At 40.9% G+C, this 24,054-nt stretch carries 20 protein-coding genes; 4 read left to right on the top strand and 16 right to left on the bottom strand.

All coding sequences use genetic code 11. The features are described 5' to 3' along the window. The first annotated feature begins 116 nt into the window (after positions 1–116). Positions 117–1,313 carry a phosphoglycerate kinase gene (locus F0364_RS16750; RefSeq protein ID WP_153798954.1) on the top strand — a complete coding sequence of 399 codons (1,197 nt, stop codon included), beginning with the start codon at positions 117–119 and terminating at the stop codon, positions 1,311–1,313. Positions 1,314–1,617: 304 nt separating this feature from the next. After that, entirely contained in the window at positions 1,618–2,532 is a 915-nt protein-coding gene (locus F0364_RS16745) for a glycosyltransferase family 10 domain-containing protein (protein ID WP_153798953.1), read from the top strand. Positions 2,533–2,997: 465 nt separating this feature from the next. Here the strand turns inward: F0364_RS16745 and F0364_RS16740 are convergent, their stop codons facing one another. Then, positions 2,998–4,488 (bottom strand): CsgG/HfaB family protein, encoded by a 1,491-nt coding sequence (locus F0364_RS16740; protein ID WP_153798952.1) that lies wholly within the window; start codon positions 4,486–4,488, stop codon positions 2,998–3,000. Positions 4,489–4,993: 505 nt separating this feature from the next. On the opposite strand from F0364_RS16740, the gene F0364_RS16735 reads away from it, so the two are divergent. Then, entirely contained in the window at positions 4,994–6,601 is a 1,608-nt protein-coding gene (locus tag F0364_RS16735; protein ID WP_153798951.1) for a protein O-mannosyl-transferase family, read from the top strand. A gap of 468 nt (positions 6,602–7,069) precedes the next feature. After that, positions 7,070–8,242, top strand: a complete 1,173-nt coding sequence (locus tag F0364_RS16730; protein WP_153798950.1) for an acyltransferase family protein — start codon at positions 7,070–7,072, stop codon at positions 8,240–8,242. 322 nt (positions 8,243–8,564) lie between these two features. Here the strand turns inward: F0364_RS16730 and F0364_RS16725 are convergent, their stop codons facing one another. The 15 genes from F0364_RS16725 to F0364_RS16655 form a co-directional block, all read right to left on the bottom strand. Next, a complete protein-coding gene (locus tag F0364_RS16725) occupies positions 8,565–9,644 on the bottom strand; it encodes a 6-hydroxymethylpterin diphosphokinase MptE-like protein (protein ID WP_153798949.1) in 1,080 nt (359 codons plus the stop codon). A 3-nt stretch (positions 9,645–9,647) separates the two neighbouring features. Next, positions 9,648–10,478: a 6-hydroxymethylpterin diphosphokinase MptE-like protein gene (locus F0364_RS16720; RefSeq protein WP_153798948.1), complete on the bottom strand. Its 831-nt coding sequence runs from the start codon at positions 10,476–10,478 to the stop codon at positions 9,648–9,650. A gap of 104 nt (positions 10,479–10,582) precedes the next feature. After that, positions 10,583–11,689: a 6-hydroxymethylpterin diphosphokinase MptE-like protein gene (locus F0364_RS16715; protein ID WP_153798947.1), complete on the bottom strand. Its 1,107-nt coding sequence runs from the start codon at positions 11,687–11,689 to the stop codon at positions 10,583–10,585. Positions 11,690–11,912: 223 nt separating this feature from the next. Beyond that, positions 11,913–13,394, bottom strand: a complete 1,482-nt coding sequence (locus F0364_RS16710) for an MATE family efflux transporter (RefSeq protein WP_153798946.1) — start codon at positions 13,392–13,394, stop codon at positions 11,913–11,915. Between the two features lie 73 nt (positions 13,395–13,467). Continuing rightward, positions 13,468–13,917, bottom strand: a complete 450-nt coding sequence (locus tag F0364_RS16705; RefSeq protein WP_153798945.1) for a NanQ anomerase/TabA/YiaL family protein — start codon at positions 13,915–13,917, stop codon at positions 13,468–13,470. A 12-nt stretch (positions 13,918–13,929) separates the two neighbouring features. Further along, positions 13,930–14,670: an inositol monophosphatase family protein gene (locus F0364_RS16700; protein WP_153798944.1), complete on the bottom strand. Its 741-nt coding sequence runs from the start codon at positions 14,668–14,670 to the stop codon at positions 13,930–13,932. Positions 14,671–14,860: 190 nt separating this feature from the next. Further along, the gene (locus F0364_RS16695) at positions 14,861–15,628 is read right to left on the bottom strand and encodes an HpcH/HpaI aldolase family protein (RefSeq protein WP_153798943.1); all 768 of its coding nucleotides are present in this window, start codon (positions 15,626–15,628) and stop codon (positions 14,861–14,863) included. A 29-nt stretch (positions 15,629–15,657) separates the two neighbouring features. Then, positions 15,658–16,341: an acylneuraminate cytidylyltransferase family protein gene (locus F0364_RS16690; RefSeq protein WP_153798942.1), complete on the bottom strand. Its 684-nt coding sequence runs from the start codon at positions 16,339–16,341 to the stop codon at positions 15,658–15,660. Beyond that, positions 16,341–16,793, bottom strand: coding sequence for a NanQ anomerase/TabA/YiaL family protein (locus F0364_RS16685; protein WP_153798941.1), 453 nt, complete (start codon positions 16,791–16,793; stop codon positions 16,341–16,343). Before F0364_RS16685 ends, F0364_RS16690 begins: the two co-directional genes overlap by 1 nt. 9 nt (positions 16,794–16,802) lie before the next feature. After that, positions 16,803–17,867 (bottom strand): AroB-related putative sugar phosphate phospholyase (cyclizing), encoded by a 1,065-nt coding sequence (locus F0364_RS16680; RefSeq protein ID WP_153798940.1) that lies wholly within the window; start codon positions 17,865–17,867, stop codon positions 16,803–16,805. Continuing rightward, the gene (locus F0364_RS16675; protein WP_153798939.1) at positions 17,860–18,621 is read right to left on the bottom strand and encodes an SDR family NAD(P)-dependent oxidoreductase; all 762 of its coding nucleotides are present in this window, start codon (positions 18,619–18,621) and stop codon (positions 17,860–17,862) included. Before F0364_RS16675 ends, F0364_RS16680 begins: the two co-directional genes overlap by 8 nt. 9 nt (positions 18,622–18,630) lie before the next feature. After that, positions 18,631–19,233 (bottom strand): SIS domain-containing protein, encoded by a 603-nt coding sequence (locus F0364_RS16670; RefSeq protein ID WP_153798938.1) that lies wholly within the window; start codon positions 19,231–19,233, stop codon positions 18,631–18,633. 316 nt (positions 19,234–19,549) lie between these two features. Then, the gene (locus F0364_RS16665) at positions 19,550–20,542 is read right to left on the bottom strand and encodes a Gfo/Idh/MocA family protein (protein WP_153798937.1); all 993 of its coding nucleotides are present in this window, start codon (positions 20,540–20,542) and stop codon (positions 19,550–19,552) included. Positions 20,543–20,550: 8 nt separating this feature from the next. Then, a complete protein-coding gene (locus tag F0364_RS16660) occupies positions 20,551–21,468 on the bottom strand; it encodes a phosphoglycerate dehydrogenase (RefSeq protein ID WP_153798936.1) in 918 nt (305 codons plus the stop codon). A 195-nt stretch (positions 21,469–21,663) separates the two neighbouring features. After that, on the bottom strand, positions 21,664–24,048 hold the full coding sequence (locus F0364_RS16655; protein WP_153798935.1) for a GumC family protein: 2,385 nt from the start codon (positions 24,046–24,048) through the stop codon (positions 21,664–21,666). Between the last annotated feature and the right edge of the window lie 6 nt (positions 24,049–24,054).

The following is a 24,054-nucleotide window of genomic DNA, read 5'->3' as shown; positions in this document are numbered from 1 at the left end:
TGTACAAATAACCGGGCCGCAGCAGTAATGCTGCGGTCTTTTTGTTAGATTTGGCCCCGTTACCTTAAAACTTCTTGTAAAAAATACCTATTGTTGAACTTAAGTAAATAAAACTTATGAGCAAATTCGCTAATCACAACTTCGCCGGTCAAAAGGCGCTGATACGTGTTGACTTTAACGTTCCGCTGGACAAACAAACGCAGGCCATTACCGACGATACAAGGATAAAAGCCGCATTACCTACCATTAAAAAAATACTGGCAGATGGCGGCAGTGTTATATTGATGAGCCACCTGGGCCGCCCGAAAGAGGGGCCGGAAGAAAAGTCTTCTTTAAAGCATTTGATTAAGCACCTGGGTGAATTGTTGGGTACCGGAGTTGAGTTTGCTGACGATTGCATTGGCCAGCAAGCTGTTGATAAAGCCGCGGCTTTGCAGCCTGGCCAGGTGCTGTTGCTGGAAAACCTGCGTTTCTACAAACAGGAAGAAAAAGGTGATGAAGGTTTTGCGGAAAAACTCTCCAAACTGGGAGATGTATACGTAAACGATGCATTCGGTACAGCCCACCGTGCACATGCTTCTACCGCGGTGATTGCCAAATTTTTTCCCGGCGATAAAAAGATGTTCGGCCTGCTGATGGAAGGGGAAGTAAGCAGTGCTGAAAAAGTGCTGCATGGTTCTGAAAAACCGTTTACAGCCATCATTGGCGGCGCCAAGGTTAGCGATAAAATACTCATTATAGAGAACCTGCTGGAAAGGGCTACAGACATCATCATCGGCGGTGGCATGGCATATACTTTCTTTAAAGCACAGGGGGGTAAAATAGGCAGTTCCCTTTGCGAGGATGACCGCCTGGAAACAGCTAAGGAAATTCTGAAAAAAGCTGATGAAAAAGGCGTTTGCATACACCTGCCCGGCGATTCTATTATTGCCGATAAATTCGCGGCCGATGCAGAAACCTCTTCCGCTTTAAGCAATACCATTCCCGATGGCTGGATGGGTTTGGATATTGGCATGATGGCCTGCGAAACATTTGCCAAGGTTATAAAAAAATCAAAGACCATTTTGTGGAATGGCCCAATGGGCGTGTTTGAAATGGACAAGTTTCAACATGGCACCAAATGCATTGCTACGGCCGTTGCCGAAGCCACGCAGGATGGCGCTTTCTCGCTGGTGGGCGGTGGCGATAGTGTGGCCGCCGTTAACCAGTTTGGCTATACTGATAAAGTAAGTTATGTAAGTACCGGCGGCGGCGCCATGCTGGAATATTTTGAAGGCAAAGTACTACCGGGCATCGCGGCGATTAATGAATAAAATTTGCCGGGCGTATAAGATTTGGATACCAGCGACATAATTTCATGGCATCGCCTGTTGCGTCGCAAGCACTTCATCGTTCAGTACATTGGGCGGCTTTTCAGACCCGGGTAGAATTGGTTCGTGAAGACACGAACCAAGGGTAAGGCATCAAGTAAGAGACTTGACACATATGGCTACGAAGTCTCCAGACTTCGCAGAGAGGTGGCTTTTTTCGTGAAGACACGAACCCCAGGGAAAGAGTAACAGGATGTATTGTTTTGCCCAAACTGGTAAATCGCAGCAAGTATAACTACCGTTCCACATGCATTTAAAAATAAACTTCACAGATTTTTGGCCTGGCTTTAATAAGTATGACAACTTCTTTCTTACTCTTTTATCAAGGAAATACAGTTTAGAAGTTAGTGATGATCCGGATGTGGTTTTTTTTTCGGTTTTTGGCCAGGAGTATAAAAAATACAAATGTGTGAGGATATTTTTTACAGGGGAATTTTATGAACCTAAACTTTTCAATGCGAATTTATCCATCTCTTTTTCAAGAGTTGCCGACGAACGCAACTATCGTTTTCCACTTGCTGCTTTTTACTTTGATTTAAGGGAATTATTAAATAAACCTTCGTATGAAAATATCTTCCCCCAGAAGAAAAAGTTTTGCTGTTTTGTTGTAAGTAATGGTTCCTGCAAAACAAGAAATAATTTCTTTAAACAGCTTTCCAAATATAAAAAAGTAGACTCGGGTGGCCGTTACCTAAATAATATTGGCGGCCCTGTTACTGACAAGGTTGCCTTTTTAAGCCAATATAAATTCATTATCGCTTTTGAAAATACAAGTTATCCGGGCTATCTCACTGAAAAAATAGTAGAACCTATGCGTGTTGGAACAATTCCTATTTACTGGGGAGACCCATTGATAGGCGAGGATTTTAACGCCAGCAGTTTTATTAATATACACAACTACAAATCAACAAAAGACGCAATAGAAAAAGTGATAGAATTAGACAATAATGATGAGGAATACAAAATGATGTTAGCGCAACCATGGTTTGCCGGCAATGTGATAAATGAGAACTTTCTTTGGGAAAACCTGTTGGATAAATTGACAGAGGTTATTGAAAAAGGGCGTTATAATTCATTATCCGAAGTGTATGATGAAACAGTTTTCCAAAAATTTTTGGATAAAATAAATAGACGGATTAGAGGGGAGAGGCCCTTTGGCTAAGTTTAAGTTTTTGAAGCATTTTTTTGCCTTTTACAATTCGATATAACTATACCAATGCTACCGGGTGAATAGCGGAAAAGGCGTACAAGTGAGTGACACAACGGAAGCTTAATAGCAGCACCTCTGCCAAGTGCCATAAAAAACAAAGCCGACATTGGGCAGCTTTTCAGACCCGGGTAGAATTGGTTCGTGAAGACACGAACCAAGGGTAAGGCATCAAGTAAGAGACTTGACACATATGGCTGCGAAGTCTCCAGACTTCGCAGAGCGGCGAAGCCGCTAACATTGAACTTTAAACACAAGAACATAGAACAGGTAAAGCCTGCTGCACAATGCTGCATAAAGAACAGAACGTACAAGTGAGTGACACAACGGAAGCTTAATAGCAGCACTTCAGCCAAGTGCCATAAAAAAACAAAGCCGGTAACCATGGTTACCGGCCTTTTTGTTGGCATAAAAAAGGGCCTATTTACCCGCTAAAGTAATTTTGCCACCGCCTACATCCTGTATGGAAAATTTAGCGCCCAGTTTGCTGTCAATAAAATCCGCAATGGTATCTAAACTTCCGCTGTGTTCAAACTTAATTACCCCGCTGCCGTTGGAGAGGGATTTATCCAACACCTTGCCCTTGGCAGCCAGCGCATCAGACAATGCTTTTAGCTTTCCATAATCTACATTGGTAACATTAATTTCTGTTACATTTTTACCTGCGGAAGCGGTTTTTGCCACAGTGGCGCCTTTGCTGCTGCCTGCTTTGTTAAACGTAAGCTGGCGGGAGCAAAACTGCTCCAGCATATAATCGCCCACCAGTGTGGCCGCGCTGCGCAGGGCAGATTTGGCGGCCACAAATTCAGCCAGGTCAAGAGCGCCGGCTTCAAGGCCATTGGTGGCAATCATGGTGGCATCATCGGTTCTTACCGCCCTAATTTCCACCCTTGCACGGCAGCTTACCTGTGTACCATTTTGTACACCCACCCGCTGGCTAAAGGCTTCGCCGTAAATAACCACATCTGCGCCAAACTCCTTACCCAGCGATATGGCCGCTGCGGGGTTTTTGGCCGCCTGGTCAAACCGGGCACTGTTTTTAATGGTAGCAAACATGGCAGGGTCAACCACGGGGAAACCAGCCTCTATAAACTTGCGGTTAATTTCAGTTTCGCCGGCAGGGTCTGGTATGCGTTGTGTAATGTGAAATTCAGGCAGTATCACCATTATTTTAGGTACATAACTGGCAGCCAGGACCGGGCAGTTGGATGCGCTGTATTTTTTTACTTCGGCCACGCCGCTATTGCCTTCTGGCAATGGCATATTGTCTTTATTGCCGGCTATAAATTCTACGGCTTGTATAATGCCTTTTTCACATGCGTCCGCAAGTGCCTTATTGGCAATGCTGCCCGCCATTTGCAGGCCAAAGAGTTTTACCCCCTTAAAGCCATTGGCCCGGCCATCTACATCAATGGATTTAGATTCTATTATTTCCCTGGTTTCGGCATTAATAAGCTGAACAATAAAGCCAATATGGGCTTTTTTGCCGCCCACTTTAAAACCCAGTGCACCACCACTTTGCTCCCCTTCGGCATATTCTGTAACCTTGCCCATTACAATTACCTGCGGCCCCTTCATTTTACCTGTAGCGGGTGCGGCGCCGGCAGCGGTATTGCCCGCCTGGCCAAAGCTTATTTCGTCAGTGAGTTCTTTGGAATCTTTAACGCTGAGCAACACGTTAAAACAGTTTACATTTTGAAGTGCATTGGTTAACATTTGGGCCAGCTCATCCCCAAACTGCCCCCTGGCTTTGGGGGTTGCTACAGTAAAGTTAGATACGGATATCCTTACCCTTTTGTTGTACGGAAGCCCGGTGCATTGCTGCTGGATTTCTTCAATTTTTACGCTTTGAGCTAAAAGCGTGCCTGCTGCAAATAAGCAAATGCAAAACAGGCAGAATGGCTTTCTCATTTTTCCAGGTTTTTAAAGTTAGTTACAGAGAGGTTTTTAAGGCTACGGTGGTGTTTCATTGAAAATGGAAAATACTATTGTGCAGGCGGGCCGGTTACCGGCTTTCAGAAATGAAAATTACCAGTTGTTTATAGTAACCCTGGCTACAAATGATTAATTGAAACGGGTGGTTTATTTTTTGCAGCGGGCAGGCTGGTAACTGCGGTTAAGTTCTACTTGCTTTGCCCGTAAACAATGATACTCGTGAATAAACCCGGCGCAATCGTTCAGCCGTTAGATTGGGTGCTTATTGTATTTTTTTGGTTGGGCAGCCTACTGGAATACTATAGTGACTGTTGCTTCCAATATTATACTACTATGACCAGCCCAGCCATCAACGGGAAGCCATCAATACAAAAGCCTTATCTTTGGTGACAACGCGGAATTTAAGCTAATAACCGAAGCCTGGTACCGCTGCCAGCAATAGGTTACCGTTCAACTAACTATTTGATATAAATATCCTTTTATGGCTGAAACACCCCCAGCAAAAACCTTTGACAGTACTTACCCGGACTCTTCAAAAAAAAATATTTATACCTACCTTCTCAGCGGAATTGCGATAGCTGTTTTTCTGCTCATCTCTTTTCCAGGCAACAGAAGCGAAACTGATGATGGGTATTCGTATGCTTATTTTATCGGGCACTACCCTTTCGCAGACCAATTCAGAGGAAAATTTGTTTTGTTTTTGCCCTTCTTCAAATTTATTTATAACATATACAGCAACATTATCGGCCAGCCCGATGCTTACCTGTTCATGTGCAGTGTAAGTGCTTTGTGCAGCACTGTTACCATATTGCTTTGTTACAGAATTTTACAAAAATACTTCCAGGTTTCTAAAGCAATGGCAGCGGCATTTGCAGGCTTAATACTTTTCTCTTATGGCTTTTGGCGATACTCCGTAGAAGCTGAGGTATATGCTTTGGCCAACCTACTTAACTGCATTGTGCTGTTGCTTATTTTGAAAGCAACCAGTACAGCGGGTAAAACACATACAGGATATGTTATACTCGCCTCTGCAGTTGCAGCATTTTCAGTACTATGCTATAAGCCCAATTTTGTACCAGTAATGGCCAGCTATCCGCTTATTTTTTTACTTCAAAAAAAAGTAAGATGGTTTATCATCTTCCAGGCTGTTTGTATAGCGCTGATTTTGGTTGGCTATTATGCAGCTTATGTTAACTCTTCTTCCTTCCAGAGATTAAGTTTTACGGGCTTTATTAACAGCGAAACTGTAGTAAGCGGCGGCAATCCCCTGTTGGCCATATTCATATTCGCGGAAAACATTACCGGCCTCAATTTTATATTCGGCATAGACAGCGTTACTGAGATAATGCAAAAAAAGCTGGCTTCCAAAGATTTGGTGGCAGAAATATATACAGCAAAATTCAATGGCGCTTTTAATTATGTAGCTATTGCAACTTTTATACTTGTAACCGGCTTAGCGCTTTTTTTACTGTACCGCTATATTGTTGCCAAAGAAAAAACAAAGTTTACAGCACGGCATGCCCTTCTTGCTGTTCACTTTGTGTTGTATATGGCTATTGTAATTTATTTTGACCCAAACTCACCGGAACCTTTTGTTATGGCTGTTGTTCCATTCTGGTTATTGGTAGGTTCAACCGTTGGCAAGACCTTTGAAAAAAAGAACCTTGTATTACCACTTTACCTCTTTATAGCGGCCTTGCTGCTGCATAATATTGCCGCCGGGTACCTGATGTACAGAAACAAAAACACAGATTACCTGGTTTACCGTTCTAACTGGTTGCTGGCCCATGCCAGGCAAGGGGATGTTATTCTATCAGACTGGCGAAGCGGCGGACTGGCCAAGTACATGAAATACCATTCCGCGGCAGAAGTTTTCTGGATAGATGATAAGTTTGAGAAAAATCTTCCTGTAATTAGTAAAAGTGTAGGTAAAGGCCATATTTATTTGATTAGGCAAGACGATAAAACGGCGCCGAAGAACCGGGCCTATTACCAGCAGTTTGAAAATTTCTTAACGGCCAATAACCTTACACCTGTGGCTGTAACAGACACAAAATATGATGTTACCTATGTTTTTGAATTAAAATAACCTTTTCGTTACGCGGATGATGCATTACTTATCAAATAATTATAATTTCCAGTTAACCGTTGTTTTATAGTAAGCCAATTTTACAGGCTCTAGTTTTTATAAAACTCAACTATTAAACATTGGTGTTTACTAGTTTTGTTTTTAGCAACTACAACCCGTAGCCTAATGAAATTATTTATAGGCATAACCCTTTACGGATATGTATTGCCCAAAGGAATACATAAATTTAATGTGCGGTATCCCGGCAATTTAAGTTGGCTTGTCACGTTAATATCTTAAATTTGAATTACTGCCGGGAACCAACAGGCAACTTTCAACATTTCATATCCGCTATCTCTACCCTTCGCAAAACATTCATTACTTGCCTTTAATGTATTTTTTAACCATTTGCCGGCTTATTCAGGCGGTATTAAACTAAATTTGCTTTCCAATTAATCCTAACGGGAAAGCAAATCCAATAACCAACTTATGTTAAAAAAGTCCGTTTCTTACCTGCCGGCTCTTGACGGTTTAAGGGGCATTTCCATACTTTTTGTGTTATCTGCACATTTCAAATTGCTGAAAGTGGGTGGCTTTGGGGTGACCATTTTCTTTTTTATCAGCGGTTTGCTTATTACAAGGCTCCTTATTACAGAGTTTAATAAGGAGCACAGGATCGATCTTAAAAACTTCTTCATCAGGAGGGTGTTGAGACTTTATCCCCCGTTATTGCTCTTTATTTCAGTGTTCTGCATTTACCTGCTTGCTGTAAAAGAACCAATTGCTATAAGAGAAATCTTTGCTTCGGTTTTTTATTTTGAAAATTATTACTACATCTATCACCAATCAGACCCACTGCATTTCAGGATAACCTGGTCTTTATCAATTGAAGAACATTTTTACCTTTTCTTCCCTTTCATATTTGCACTTTTTATAAAGAAGCCCAAAATATTATTGGCTGTAATTTCAGCTTTTGCGGCTTTATCCTTAGCGCACAGGCTTTACATATCGCATGTATACAACTTAAACAGTTTTGCGGAGCTGTATAACTACTCTGCCACAACCTGCCGTGCAGATTCAATTTTATTCGGTTGTATAACCAGCGTTGTACTTTATCTTGATAAAAAGGAAAAATATCTTAAACTGATAAGCTCCATACCGGTATATATTGCCGGAGCTGCGCTTATCATCATAAGCCTTGGATACAAAGATGAATTCTTTAGCCAAACTTTTAAATATACTCTGCAGGGGTTGGGCCTGGCCATATTAATACCACCGATTGTATATAACGAAAAATACAGCCTGTTTGCAAAAATACTGGCAACTAACCCTTTAGCGTTTATAGGAAAGCTCAGTTATTCGCTTTACCTGTTTCATTCTTTTGTTATTACGGCAGCCAATCATTTTCTTACCCCGGAATCGAAAATTTGGTACGCGGTAGTGGTAACAGGTTCTTTTGCGTTTGCATTAGGCAGTTATAACCTGGTAGAAAAACCAATTATGTCTTTAAGAAGAAAATATGGTTCCAATGTGCAAAAAACCGCAAAAGAAGAAGAAAAGCCGGATGGGCTAACCGTGGAAAAAACTACCGTACCAACAACTATAAGCACCACTTATCTTCTGCCGGCTGAAAAAGAAATAGTACCGGGTGGTGTAAAGTAGCATTAGCCTTATAACCAAAATTTCATTGTAACAATACGCACTACCGTGCACGGCTTAAGAAGGCTGCAACGGGTAAATTACTTTGTATTTGCCAGGTATGGTTGCGTGGCCAGTAGTAGCTATGTGTTTCTATTCGGGCCTGAAAAGATGCCCGGTGTACCAGGCGATGAAAGGATTGCGACGCAACGATGATGCCACAAGGCACTATTGCCGGTATCATAAAAATGCTGAAACAAAAAAAGATGGCTTGCGATAAGCCATCCCGAAATTTTAGATTGTGTAAGATTCCTTACCAACAAACATTACTTCTGCTACGCCTTCTTTACAAAGAACGATTTACAAAATAATACTGGCCTTTATAGGGGCCAACAGGGGCGTAAGTATGAATAAGCTTGTGAATAAGGGTTATGCCTAAATCAATATCGGCCTTGAATATTTTTGGAAATGTTTCTGCGGAAGCATCTGTAACCAGGGGAGCATTCTCAATAACATACCTGAAATCAAGGTTCATTTTCTTCAATATTTCTATATCGGAAAAGAGTGCAATAATTTCATCATCGGTATAATTAAACAGCGAGTCAAAATTAACCCTTGGAAAAACCTCCAGCTTACCCCCAACGCCGGCATTGTAAATTTTAACCCCCAGTTTATCAAAAAACTTTTTACCCTCCTCAAATTTTTCTATCATTTCGGGCACGGTTGGGTTATGATACTTTCTGCCGTTGCCAAAGTATCGGGGGTCGAAATGGTTTGGATCGTTCTCACCAGCCTGCCAATCCCTGGAGGTGATTTTCTTAACCTTCTGATCGCTGAAGGCCATATCCACACCAATCATATAGATTTCAGAAAAACCAAGATAAGCGGCAATTTGCAGGCCGGCATTCACTACTGTTTTGTTGTGCCCACAGTAGGGCAAATCGCTTCTGAAAGCTGGAATGTCTGACTTAAACCAGTGTACATTTTCTGCATGGTCTATATAGTTGATAAAATCAACATTAGATGGGTGTATATCGGGGAAGAAGGCATATTTTACCTGGGGCAATATTTCGGTATTTATTTCCTTATCGTTATCCAATACAACCAGGTCATCAATAACCACGTAAAAGTCTGGCTTAAAATTAAGCCGCTCAAACATAAGGTTGATACGGTTAAAGCACATGGTGTACTCATCTTTAAGAAGGTGTACAGAAGTTCTGTTTAAAGATGGGCCATTACCAATTACAAATATTCGTTCTCCCTTATACTTGTCTTTCAGTTGTTTCCATTTTTCAAGATTGGCTTTATCCGTTTTGCGGGTAAGGCGTTTTAACTTTACTATGGAATAATTAAAAACCCTGATACCCAATACCTTTACACCATCATTTTCAAGGGTTTTCTTTGCTTTTTTTAGTAATGATCTCATATATTATGCCTTTTGCTTAAAGAGAGAATAGTAATCAACTTTTGGAAATATTTCCAGTTTTCCATTGATGGTAGCATCGAAAATTTTGCGGCCTGCTTTTTCAAATCCTTCCCTGGCCAGCGTATATGCCAGTTCCTCTCCTTTGTAATCCGGTATACGCCATCCCATGCCTTTTTTGTAGTATCCTTTGGCAAAATGGTTTGTTTCTTCGCCCGTTGCTTTAATCATTTTACCTGGCGTACCCTTTTGTTCGTAATTGTGATCTTTACCTACCAGGTACACTTCATCAAACCCCATGTAAAATGCAAGCTGAATGCATATATTGGTTACGCTATGCCCGCCCCAGGTGCTTTTAGTGAGGTCTGTTGAAAAATGCGGGCTGTAATCTGAGCGAATGAACGTGAGGTTATCCTTATGCGTAAAATGCTTACGGGCATTCCAGTTAAAAAACTTAGGCAATGCAAGCTGCTCAAAATCTTCCCTAAACTGCAGTAGTTGCACAGGTATGTCATGTACAACTATATAGGTGGGCATAAAGCCATTTTGCTCTGCACTCAGGTAAATGCGGTTCATGCCAATGGTTATTTCGTCTTTCAATAAAGACAAATCCGTATTTTTTAAACTTGGGCCATTGGCTACAATAAAGCATCTTTTTCCTTTATGTATATTATGAAAGGCCTCCAGTTTTTTCTTGTTGTTTTTTGCCGTTCTGCTGTTAAGATGCCATGACAATAAATGAGGCAGATCCTTCATTCTTGAATTTATAGCAGTTGCAATTCTCTCAACAGATAATTCTTTGAAAGACAAATCCTTTAAATATCTTAACCTGCTCATACTTTTAAAATTTATACATCTATTTATTCAACAACAGGCATACACTGCCTGCTTTGTTTTATATGGCATAGCATTAACACCACCGCAATTATTTTAGCCGGTAATTATTTTTCGAGCAGGGTACGGGATACAAACAGCATATTATCCTTATACGGGCCAAACGGTATGTACTTAAAAATCAAATCTTTAATTAAAGCTCCCCCCAATTCAACCGGGGCAAGAAAGTAAGGCATCCCTTCTGATATTTCGTCTTTAGCATTTACGAGGGTTGCTTTGGCAACCATATCATCGTAGTTGTTAAAAGTAACTGCTTTTGAAAATGGTTTACCAAACAACCTGAATTTTTCCTCTTCGGTAACATTGGAAAACAGGCTGTTAAAATCTACCTTCTCAAAACATTCCACCTTGCTGCCTATGCCTGCATTATATACTTTGGTGGGGGTGTTTTCCGCTATTTTAACAGCCGCGTAATCGAACGAAGACATGATATTATCCACCACGGCTTTAACGGGCTGGTGATACTTTCTGTTGGTGCCAAAATAGCGCGGGTCAAAGTGGTTGGGATCATCATCTTTTTGAGAAGCCACATCCGTACCTTTTATTTCCTTAACCGATTTTACCACCTGGTAATTCATATCCACCCCAATCAGGTAAATTTCTGAAAACCCAAGAAAGGTTAATACCTGCAATGCCGGGTAGGCTACAGAACCGCCGAGGCCAACTTTAGGCAGGTCGAAATAAAACCCCTTGAATTCAGGAAACATCCATTGAATGTTTTCTCTGTCATCTATAAACGTTCTGAAATCAAGGCCGCTGGTATGTATATCCGGGAAAAAAGCCAACTCTACCTGGCTGGCAATTTCATTAATTTCCCCGGCCATATCTTTAGCAACAAGCGCATCTGCACACATGTAAAACTTAGGCACCCACCCCAGCCGCTCAAACATTACATTAAACCTGTTAAAGCAAATACAGTATTCATCCTCCAGCAGGTACAGCGGGGTTTTATTAAGAGAGGGGCCATTGCCAATTAAGAAAGCTCTCTTGCCTTTGAATTTCCCCTTAAGATCAGCCCAGTTTTCCAGGCTTCTTTTATTAATTGTAAGCTTTCTTTTACTGCGTATGGAAACATTACGCATTATTTTTTTAAAAGCACCTGCCGGGCCCTCTTTCTTAAAAGCTTCGCTTAATTTATGTATATACCTGTTCATGTTTAATTTTCGTTTATCCTGTTAATAACATATGCTCAACAACTGCAAAACAGATTTTTGGGGACCAACTACGGGAATACTATTAAACTTCCGTTGTGTCACTCACTGCACCTGCAGCATTTCTATTCAGCTTTTCCCACATTTTGCTATTAAACCAATTTCTCATGTAACCATAATTAATCAACCCCTTCACAATATTTTCTTACACACTACAACAAAAAATTTAAACTCCAATAAGCCTTACCACCGAATACAATAAAAACAGCACTGCGGGTATGACAGAAACTTTATATTCAAATTTTATAAGACTTATATTCAAAGATTTCAAAGAAAAATAAGCAGCAAACCATGCATAAAAACCAAGATAGCCTACCAGCATACCTACTGGTATAGCAAACAACTGAAGCTGTTTTACCAGCAATAAAGACGTTATGATAAATAACCCTCCGGCAATAGTATCGGCTATATGGCCAATAATATGATTGGTTGTATTGTACAACTGCATGTGCATGGCACCATACCGCTGTACATAAAATGCCACAGACATCAATAACCACAACTTAGGCTCAACAAACTGTGTGTCTGTTTTTAATAAACTTATAAAATAACCAAAGAAAAGACCAACGAATAAAACACCAGTTGTAAATACAATGTGTGTCATCTTCATGCCCCGTTGCGCCACCTGTATCAAACGGTCGTAGTTGCCTTCTGCACGCAGCTTAGCCATCAGCGGTATTTTACTGTAAAATGGCGCATTAGAAACATTTCTGATTTCAGTTATAACCCTTAGCGCAATCATGTAAGAAGCAACAGATGCCGTATTGCCCAACTGCGCATAGATAATGCCGGTTAAATTTGTAAGGCCATTAGACATAAGGCCAGATATACCGCTTCTCCATGCAGGTTGCCATATTTTTTTGAAGAAGTTTTTTTCAAAAGGCTGAGGTTTAAAAAGCTTCAGCTTTCCATCGTATATATGCCTTGCCAAAAACCTGTTGCGGAATACATTAATTACCATCCAGCTACTGTGCGCAATGGTAAGGTTAAGCAGGCTGGGGGCAAATAATAATACCAGGAAGCTGCTTCCAATACTGCCAATCTTAAACAAGGTTTCAATTCTTCTTACCAGGGCAATCTGGTACATTCCCTCCAGGTAATTAGTGAAAACTTTACCGTAAAAATCGGCCACTATACCCACTAGGATAATCAACCAGGCAGCCCATGCCTGCGCCTGGTGAGCAGATTCTGATATTGGTTTTACCAGTGAATAAGAACCCAGTGCCAGTAATAATCCAAAAAAAGCCAGTGTTGAGTAAATGTATATGCGGCCCATGGAAGAATACAACCGCTCTATCAGATGCCAGTTAACAGTACCATCCGACTTTTCAGAATCTTTTGTAAAAACGCCTATATCCCTGGCGCCGCCAAAGGCCAGGGCAAACAAACGGATAAAAGTATTACGAAAACCGAAATCTGCCAGGCTGCTCATGGAAAGAATGGCAGCAAAAAGATACCAGATAGCCACTTCAGGTAATGCAAAACGCTTAAGAATAAGCGGCAGAATAAGCAAAAGGTTGGCAGACTTGGTAAAATAGCTCATCCACGTCATTATCGTGGGAGAGTTCCATGCCCGCTTAAATAATACCCGGATATTCAACTTGATAAATAATTTGGTATAAAAGCTTTTTACTTTTCCTGGCAGCAACTCTTAATGTTTTTCACAGAAAAGGATTATACAACCTGTTATTTGGCCTTTAGCGCTGCAAAATAAGCATCGCTTATACGCTAACCTTAATTACAATTTTCTTTATGTACCCGGGTTCTCCATTCGCATACACAGGCGCATGTGCATCTTCAGGGTAGAACACGGCAAAAATATCATTGCCAATTATCACCCTGCCTTGCTCTTCTTTCTTCTCATAAAATGTTACGTCTTTTTCCTCACTGTATTCAGTGTAGGCTTTTAACCTTTTCAGATTACTCCAGGGTATTAACTCCGTGCCTTTAATGCAATACTGCACATCAATAACATGCTTATGAGCCTCGTAACCAAAATCATTCTCTGGTTTTGTTTCGTATTCCATTACCAGTGCTTTGGCTGTTTCGGTTAAAGGATAGCTCCCTAACTCAATGTCTGGAGATGCATTCTTTATAAAAACTAACCCCTCGTAAATATCCCTGTTGATGGATTTATAAAACTCGATGTTGGATAGAGAATCTATAATCATATTTTTCTTTTATTATTGTCCGTTAGAGGCATAAACGTTCAGGTAGTGAGAACCTTTACCCTCTTTAATATCCACTTTGCCCCCGGCAGCAAGTATGATAGCCAGCCCGGCGGCAACATCCCATATTGCAATATTATCTTCCTGGTATGCTTCTATACTGCCTTTTGCAACATAGATCAGGCTAACTGCCGCGGAGCCAAAAAGCCTTACTTTTTTATATCCTTGAATCCGCCTGATGAAACTCTCAAGCGTCTGTTGGTCATAATCAGAATAAACAGAAAAGCCTGTTGCGATAATACTATCTTCAACCATAGTTTTTTTACTTACGCTAATCGGCTCATCGTTACACCAGGCCCCAATACCCACTACCCCCTTGTAAAGTTTATCGTGCAAAAAGTCGTAAATAACCCCCAGCACCGGCTCATTTCCATTCCACAACCCTATGGATACAGCATTTATTTCTATACCCCGCGAATAATTTAAGCTTCCGTCCAGCGGGTCAACTATCCAGCAGTACCCTTCCTTTGCTTGCTTTACTACCCCTTGCTCTTCGCTGATGATATAATAGTCAGTACCAATGCTTAACAAGTCTATTATCAGCTTTTCAGATATAATATCCGCTTCCAGCTTAATGTCCTTATTAATGCTACTGTTTACAGTCACTTCATTTTTGCCGGCCAACAGTATCTTTCCGGCTTCTTTTGCAGCATTTACTGCTGTTAATAGATCATTCTCCCAATTTGAATAGCTCATTGGTCAAACTAGTTTTTTTAGGAATTCGGTTTATTGTCAGTTTTTTAAGGATTTCGTTTGCATTTTCAGCTAATGAACTCACACATAGATATACGAACTAATAAAGTGGCTGTCGCAAAAAATTGTTTCAGCCAAAACGAGGCGCTAAATCTCAAATAAACTTTCGAAAATGTTTTTCCTTCAATTATTTTCAAGCAGTTTTATACCTGCCCATTTCATAAGCAGCCTTCTTTCCCATAAACAGGAAATCTGTGCTAAAAGCGATAAAGTTATATCCTGCTTCGTTTTTTTGTTTTACCAAATCCGCATCAGGCTCTATTACATGGTAGCCCATGGAGAACTTGTTCTCAAGGCATGCTTTTTCCACTCTTTGTAAAGCTTCCACCACCACAGGCTCATTGTACTGACCGGGTATACCTAAAGATCCAGATAAATCATAAGGCCCGATGATAATACCATCAATCCCTTCTGTGGCAATGATTTCCTGAATATTCTCTACACCTTTAATGTGCTCAATCTGGGCTATAACCACCAGGTTTTCTTTTACCCATTCCTTGTACTGCTCAAAGCCAAAACCATACCGCTGTGCCCGGTTTAATCCAACACCCCTCTTACCAATTGGCGGGTATTTTGCATACTCAACGGCTTGTTTTGCATCTTCTGCGGAACATACCATAGGTACAATAACGCCATCAGCACCAGCATCCAGTACACGCTTAATTACCACTTCTTCATTCTTGCTAACACGTACCAACGCTGCCATGCCCCTGGACTGTATAAAGCCTATTAATACCTGTATTTCATTATAATCAATGGGTGTGTGCTCTATATCTATTGTAAGCCATTCAAAACCAGCCTCAGCCATTATATCAATAATTGCCTGGTGGCCAATGGTAATCCATGATCCTGTTGTATTTTCCCTGTTCTTCAGCTTCTGCTTAAGCGTATTATTTTTCATTACAATCAGTTGCTTTCTAAGCGAAAGGTTTATAATTTATTTGCCAGCCTTCTTTCCATTAAAAATTCAGCCCAATAAAAATCCTCCATATCATCAATATCAGCCGCCTCAAGCCTGTCTATAGGAAACATCATTGCATTGGAACCCAGCCTGCTTTTTGTTTTATAATTGGTTTCCCTTGAAAAAATGTAGAAACATGAATTCTCGTGGAAGATCGGCTCCAGATCCTGTGTTCTTATCAACACGTTAGGGTCATGGTTTACACCACGCCCATCAGGCCAGTAATAACGTTGCTTTACCTCTGTTACAGAGAACAAAGCATCATGCTCCTGCTGTGCAAAAAAAGCCTCAATGGCATTGTCCACGGTTTCCGTTGTTAATAACGGGTTAGTACTATGTGTTTGCAGGTAAAACTCACCGTTGGTTTGCGAAAGGTCGTATTCAATCAATGGCTGTATGCTTACCATATCGCCCAGCAAAAACTCCGGCCGTTCCAGTATAGTAATTTTATCAAAATTATCAGTAGCGCTCTTTGCAATTTCAGGCGAGTCTGTATTCACCACAATTTCATCAATATACTTACTCTTGCTTAATGCTTCCATTACCCAATGGAAACAGGGTTTGCCCGATAACGGGCGGATATTTTTATGCGGCACCCTTTCAGAATGCCCTTTCATGGGTACCAATGCCTTTATGCCGGGTATAGTGCTCATTAGATGGATACTTTTATGGTTATTTTTTTAATACGTTCCGGTTTGCTGATGTAATGCTGAGGGCTATGGCCATCCTGCGGAAACATAATGGCGAATATACCTTTTCCAATGTCTACATGTGTGCCCTCTGGCAAAGGGTCTTTATAAAATGTCCTGTCTTTCTTTTCATCGTAAGGTATATTTATGTTCATCCCTTCTATGGGCGACCATTTAACACGCTCCTGCCCTATTACGGGGTACTGAATGTCTATTACATGCAGGTGAGCTTCGTAACCCCTTTCAAAACATTCTATTGTTTCGTATTCACTAACAATAGCTTTCACGTTTTCATTTATCGGGTATTCACCTAATTCAATATCGGGTGTTGCCGCCTGCAAAAACTGCAAACCCGCATAAATATCAGGAGAAACCCCTTTATAAACGTCTATATTTTTTAAACTGTCCAGTATCATATTGCCTGCTTAATTTAATTCGTTGGCAAAATACTCTTTCAACCATCCTATAAACTCATCATCCATAGGCCTTAAGTCTTTAAATATTTTACCGTAGCCTTTGTTTAAAATAAGCCCCAGTTGTTTGCCTATGTTTTTCTTATCCTTGCTAAGTGCAGAAGTAAACTTATCCAGCGATATATCCGTTATCTGTGTACCAGACCAGATTTTTTCAACAAGTTCACGTACATCCCTGCGCAGGCTGTCTGGAATATAACCCAGCTTAACAGACACAAAGTTCGACATATCCATACCATAGCTTACTGCAATACCATGCGGTATGCGGTAGTTAGTAAGCGATTCGATGGCATGACCGAAGGTATGGCCGTAGTTAAACACCTGCCGTATATTTTGGTCAAATTCATCCCTCTCAATATAACTTTTCTTTATTTCAAGGCTTCTGGCAATAATACCTGCAAGTACTTTTTTATCTGTAAGCGCCTGTGGATAATCGTTCTTAAACCTTCTGAAATCTTCTTCACTTGATACGATAAAATAGTGCAACATTTCGCCAAGCCCGGATTTCATTTCCTGCTCAGAAAGCGTATCAAGAAACTTTGGATTGATGAAAATCTTGTTAGGAGGATAAAAGCCGCCCACCAGGTTTTTAAAGTCTCCGAAGTTAATGGAGGTTTTACTGCCTATGCAGCTATCGCCCTGCGCAAGCAACGACGTAGGAAAGAACATCCAGTCAACACCGCGATAAAGAATAGATGACATGAAAGCAGTAATATCCTGCGTTATTCCCCCGCCAATAGCAATAAGGCGGTGGTTTTTTCTAAAGCCGTTTTCAATCAAATGCTTTAGTACAGGTTCTGCTCCCTGGTAGCTTTTTTGAGGTTCTGTAGCATCTATACCAATAAACTTATTGGCTGCGAGTATTTCTCCTAACTCATCTTTATACAACTCCTTTATTTTATTATCTATGATAATAAAATCGCCTTCTTTTATTTCCTGTTCCAGTACGGCTTTGGTATCCTCAATAAAATTCACTTCATAATCGTGAATAATGGATTTTACTGTAAAGTTATACATTGGTGTAGCCTCCGTCTATTATGATGTTTTGACCAGTTAGGTAAGTGTTTAAATCGCTGCTTAGGAACAGTACAAGGTTAGCTATTTCTTCCGGCTGCGCCATGCGCTTCATCGGAATCATGTCAGACAGCTTTTGAATTTCCTCCGCGGTATTGGTAGTAGCAGTCATCTCAGTTAAAGTAAAACCTGGGCCTACAGAGTTTACCAGTATGTTATCCGGCGCCAGCTCTATGGCCAGTGTTTTGGTAAGGCCGGCCACCGCCCATTTATTGGCGGTATAAATTGACCTGCCTGGCCTGGTAATAGCGCTCCAGATAGAAGTAAGGTTGATGATTTTGCCATACCTGTGCTTCTTCATAATCTTACTTACTTCGCGGCTTAACAGGTATGGCCCTTTCACATTAATATCACTCAGAAAATTAAAATCTTCCAGCGTTGTATCAACGTTCAGGTTTATCCTGTTAACACCGGCGTTGTTGATAAGAATATCAATTTTTTCCAGCGCACTTACTTTCTCAAGAAATGCTGCCACCGATTTTTCGTCTGAAAAATCTACCTGCATATAGCTTATATTCCCGGTAGTTTTTTCGCTGTTAAGCCTGTCTATTTCGGCGGCTTTGGTTCCGGTAAGAATAAGTGTAGCGCCGGCTGCTGCCAGCTTATCTGCTATTGACTTTCCTATACCTCTCGTGCCGCCTGTAATTAATGCCGTTCTGCCGGTTAAATCTATACTTACCGTGGATGTACTGCTCATGTTACTGTATTATGCTGGTATGGCTAAAAATTCTTCGTCTTTAGAAAGATAGTTTACGATGATATGGTTTATTATCATGTGCACATCTTCTATTGGTCCGTAATCTTTTGCAGGATTAGGTGTATACAAAGGAATCTTAGCTGTTTCTTTCAACTTACCACCCTGGAAGCCAACAAAAGCAATGGTTGTTCCACCAAGGCTGTTGGCAAATTCTGTAGCCCTTACCAGGTTGGGCGAGTTACCGCTTGCGGAAATAGCAATCAGTGTATCTCCTTCACCAAAACGGCCACGCATTTGCTCAACAAAAACATCATCAAAAGATGTGTCGTTACCAACAGCAGTCATAATAGGGCCGTTATCGGTAAGTGCGAAAATTTTGGGGCGGAACTTTGTGAAGTAACGTACAAAGAAGCTAAAGTCTGCCTGCATGTGCGATGCTGTTGCAGCGCTGCCGCCATTGCCTATTACATACACAGTTTTCCGGTTTTTAAACGTGGTAACCATTGCATCTATCACCTGCTTCAATACTTCAGGATCAATCAGGTCAAGAATAGCTGTAAGGCGTGTTTTATAATCTACCAGGTAGTCTCCTACTTTTTCAACGTTTCTCATAACATTGGTTTTAAAGTTTATGAAAATGGTTTATACTATATACTTTGGTTTGCATTTTTTACGATACCAGCTATGGTCTTCGTGGCATCGTCCCTTGCGTCGCAATCACTTCATCTGCAGTACAGGTGGCATCGTTCCGGCTGCGGCTGATGCCCGTTGATTACTTGCAAAGCTTATTTTTAAAAGAGCTGTTTGCTGTTGTTAACCTGTTGCACATTGCTGCGTAGAGAACAGAACGTACAAGTGAGTGACACAACGAAAGACTAATAGTTGTAACTCAGCCCGGCTCATAAAATTTCGCCCGGCATGTTTACCATTAGAAATCCTTTTGCTTGTATATTTCGTCAATAATGGTCATCAGCTTTAACGCGTCTTCAGAATTGCCAATGGTTACCGGTGTATCGTTCTGAATGCAGTTGAAGAAATGATCCATTTCGTAACGCCAGCTATTGTTATTGGTGTACTTGGTTATTACCTCGTCTTTCCAGGTAGCGGCAGGCGCGGTTGACCTGTTTTTTGCAACAGACAGCACTTCTTCGCCATAGCTCATGGATGAAGTAATCATACCGTTTAATACCATATAACCTTTCTCAAGGAAAATTTCAAGAGAGAACAAATGGCGCCACTGGCTCATGGTAGAGTGCAGCGATGCAACTTTACCTGTTTTGGAATCTTTCAATATTACAAAGGCATTGTCTTCAACATCCATGTGCCAGTAAAGGTTGGATATTTCTGCTTTCACCACATCAAAATCCCCGGAAAGGTGCAGGAACAAATCCAGCATGTGAATGCCCTGGTCTAACAGGATGCCGCCGCCGGCCAGTTCTTTTTTTGCCCTCCACTCATTAAAATAATCTGCGGTTACACTTTTACCGTAACGGCCACGCATCCACAAAACTTTTCCGTAGGTGTTGCTGTCAATCATCTCTTTCATGCGGATGATGCTATCATGATGACGGTGATTAAAACCATACATCAGCTTTTTACCGCTGGCAACTTCGGCAGCTCTTATTTCAGCAACATCTGCACCGGTAAATGCCGGTGGCTTCTCGCAAAAAACGTGTTTGCCGGCGTTAAGCGCCCTTATGGTAAGCGGTTTGTTTAAAAAGTTAGGTGTGCAAATTACTACGGCATCAATATCAGGATGATTAATGATCTCATCATGACTAACATTTGGAATGCCCGGTACTTCTTCTTTAAGATAAGGTTCGGAAATGGCGATCACTTTTCCCTTGCCCACTTCTTCGATAGCCTCGCGGCGTATTTCGCCCATTTTACCATAGCCTATTATACCAATTTTGTAACTCATAAGAAGTGCTATTTTAGTTGTTGAATTAGATTATTCACTGCGTCTATTTCCATCTGTAGTTTTCCCTCGTGTGCGTATGAACCTAAATGGGGCGTAAGTATGATATTGTTCAATTCGCAAAGCGGGCCATCGTAAGGTTCTTTGGAGAACACATCCACGGCAGCAGAAGAGAGTTTGTTACTTTTCAGGGCATTATATAAGGCCGCTTCATCAACTACCTCTCCCCTGGAAATATTTACCAGGAATGCGCCATTTTTCATCAAGGCTATTTCTTTTTCGCCAATTACCGCAGTTTTGTCTTTATTGCCGGGCACATGCAAAGTTACAATATCCGCCTGTTGAAGAACGGTATCAAAATCGCCCAGTTGCACATTATTTTTTTCTGCCCAGGCGGTATCAGGGTAAAGGTCGAAACCGATAACAGGGTTACCCAGTCCTCTGAACATTTCGGCAACCATGCGGCCTATCCTGCCCAGGCCAACTACACCAATTGTTTTTTTGAAAATGAGGTTACCGATCTGTTTTTTCCACTGTTTGTTTTTTAGGGCAGCATCGGCCTGCGGTATTTTGCGCAGCATAGAAAAAGTCATGGCTACAGTTAGTTCGGCTACGCTGCGTGTGGGCGCATCGGGTGTATTAACTACAGCAATGCCCTTTTGTTTGGCATATTCCATATCTACATTATCCATACCAATGCCTACACGGCTAATACATTTAAGCGCAGGCAACGCATCCATAACTTTTGGCGTTAAAGGCTCCAGGCCGGCAACAATACCAACACAGTCTTTTGCCAGGTCAATTACTTCTTCTTCGGTTAGTTTTCTGCCATAAGGGTTATTAATTACCTTGTAACCAGCTTGTTCTAACAACTCGAATGGTTCTTTACCAACTTCTCCAAAAGAGGATGGTGAGGTTAATACTAGCATATTTGATATTTTAGAAACAGTATCCTTTCTGTAAAATATAATACAGGATCTTCAGTTATTGAATTAACAGTCTAACGCGTCAGCGCAGGTATAAGGTTTTTCAGAAGATTTATGGGGTTAGCAAATTCCCTTAATCCACTAAAATAAAATTGCTTACAATTGGGCACAGGGTAAAAGATAAATGAAAAATACCAGTTATCTTTTCCATAAAGACTTCTTCTTTTTCTTTAGTTTTTCATCATGATATTCACCATATCCATAACCATAGCCATAGCCGTAGCCATAACCGTATTTATAAGAAGTATTTCTCTTAACATCGTTAACAACCAGGTAAAGGTTCTTTATTTTGTCTGAAGCCGCCAGTTCGCTTACGATACCTAATTGATTCTTAAAGGTGTAGTTCTGCCTTACTACATAAAGGCTGGCATCAGCATGTTCAGACAATACCTGTGCATCCGTAACAAGTCCTATTGGAGCCGAGTCAATTATGATAATATCAAACCCCGCTTTTAATTCTTTAAACATTTCTGTCATCTTAGGGTTCATCAGCAACTCAACAGGATTGGGCGGTATGGGGCCTGAGCTTAACACAAATACATTAGGATCTATACCTGAAGGCTGTATTACATCTTTTGTTTTAAGATTGGAGATAATATAGTTGGTAAAGCCCATGTTATTGGACAATCCTATATTTTGAGAAATTTTGGGTTTGCGCAAATCCATCTCCATTAGCAACACTCTTTTACCGGCAAGTGCATAAGCAAGAGATAAGTTTAAGGCAATGAATGATTTACCCTCACCACTCATACTGGAAGTCATCATTATAACAGGCGTATCCTTATCCCCCAGCACAAACTGCAGATTGGTACGGAATGCACGGAATTGTTCAGCAAGCACAGACCTTGCTTTTTCTTTTACCACCAGCACACTCTTGTCTTCATTATGGCTTATTTCAGCAAGTATGGAACATGTTGTGGCATGCTCTATATCCTTACGGGAAATAATCTTATTGTTCAAAGTACTGCGTATGTATAGTATTGCGAAAGGTATGATGACACCCAGTAAAAAACCACCTGCGAGAAAAATAGATCTTTTGGGGAAATAGGGTAAAAATTCTGACTTAGGGGTTTCAATCACACGTGCACTTGCAATATTGGAAGCTTTGGCAATAGCGCTTTCTTCTCTTTTCTGCAGCAGGTACAGGTAAAGTTCCTGTTTTACCTGTTGCTGCCTTGCCAAATCCAGGTAAATCCTTTCCTGCGCCGGAACTTTACGTACAAAATTGGTAAGCTTATTATTCTCGCTCAGGATTTTATCCCTTGCTACGGATAAAGCCCTTTTTTGATTTTGCAAACTGATAATCATATCATTCCGCAAGTTGTTCATTTGAGCATCGAGACTTTTAACAGCCGGGTTCGATTCTGTATTTGAAAGCATCAGCTTATCACGCTGCATCTGCATCTGGTTATATTTTTCCAGAACAGCGATAAAATTTGGATCTTCCGTGGTTATCGCGGGTACAGGGCGGTGAACATTTTTCAGGTCCATAATGTAGCGCAACGAAATATCCACCACGTTTAACTGTACTTCAGCTTCATTTAAACGTTTTACATATTCACTGGCATTTTCAATAAGAACACGTGATTGTTCCTGTAAATCAGCGATATTATTCTGTTGCTTAAAACCTTGTATATCGTTTTCAACTCCGCCCAATTCCCTGTTTACAATGCCAATACGCTCATCTATAAAGGCAATGGCGCTATCCGTTATCCGGTTTTTTTCTTCCAGGTTTCCCTTAATATATTCAGAGATAAGGCTGTTTAAAATATTTTCGCCTTTATTGGAGTTATTGGATTTATACTGCATGTCTATTACCGTGGCCAGTTTGTTGGTAACAGACACTTCAAGATTATTTACCATCGCTTCAACGGCCTCATCTACTGATCCAACACTAAAAGTATAATTTTCGCCTTGCTCAAACGGAACGCCGGTTTTGCTAATACTGAACTTACCTATCGCGGTTTGAATGGTATCGTCAAAACGCCCTGTATAGGAGCTGTCGTCAAGATCTGAACTGGAAATTTTGTACTTACTGTTATCCGCCTGCAACTCCAGGTTAAACAAAACAGGGGTAACATTAGTGGAATTCAGTTGTAAACTGTGCACATTAAATGGCGGCTGGAAAATTTCATCGCTGCTTATCTGGGCCTGCTTAAAATATCTTACATTCAGTATAAGGTCTTTTACCACTTTTACCGTAAGATCACGGCTTTGTATTACCTCTATTTCGTTATCAACATTGCTTTGTCCGCCAAACAAACCGCCAGTAAGGTCGGTCATCATTCCTGAAGCCGCTCCAAAAAGGGACGAACTTCCTTTCCCGCTTTCATCCTGTATCAGCAGCTTGGCATGTATTTTATAACGCGGATCACTGTTCAATACAATAAGATAAGCTGCGAATACAAAAAGCGTAACGCTAAAAACAAAAAGTTTCCAGTTGTCTAAGAATAAAGCAATTATTTTTTTTACGTCAAAATCCTGGTCGGTCTCAGTTTGTATATTAGTTTGGTTAGTATCCATTGATGT

Source organism: Foetidibacter luteolus (assembly GCF_009650435.1).
GTDB lineage: Bacteria > Bacteroidota > Bacteroidia > Chitinophagales > Chitinophagaceae > Foetidibacter > Foetidibacter luteolus.
This window is presented reverse-complemented; position numbering and strand designations above follow the sequence as displayed.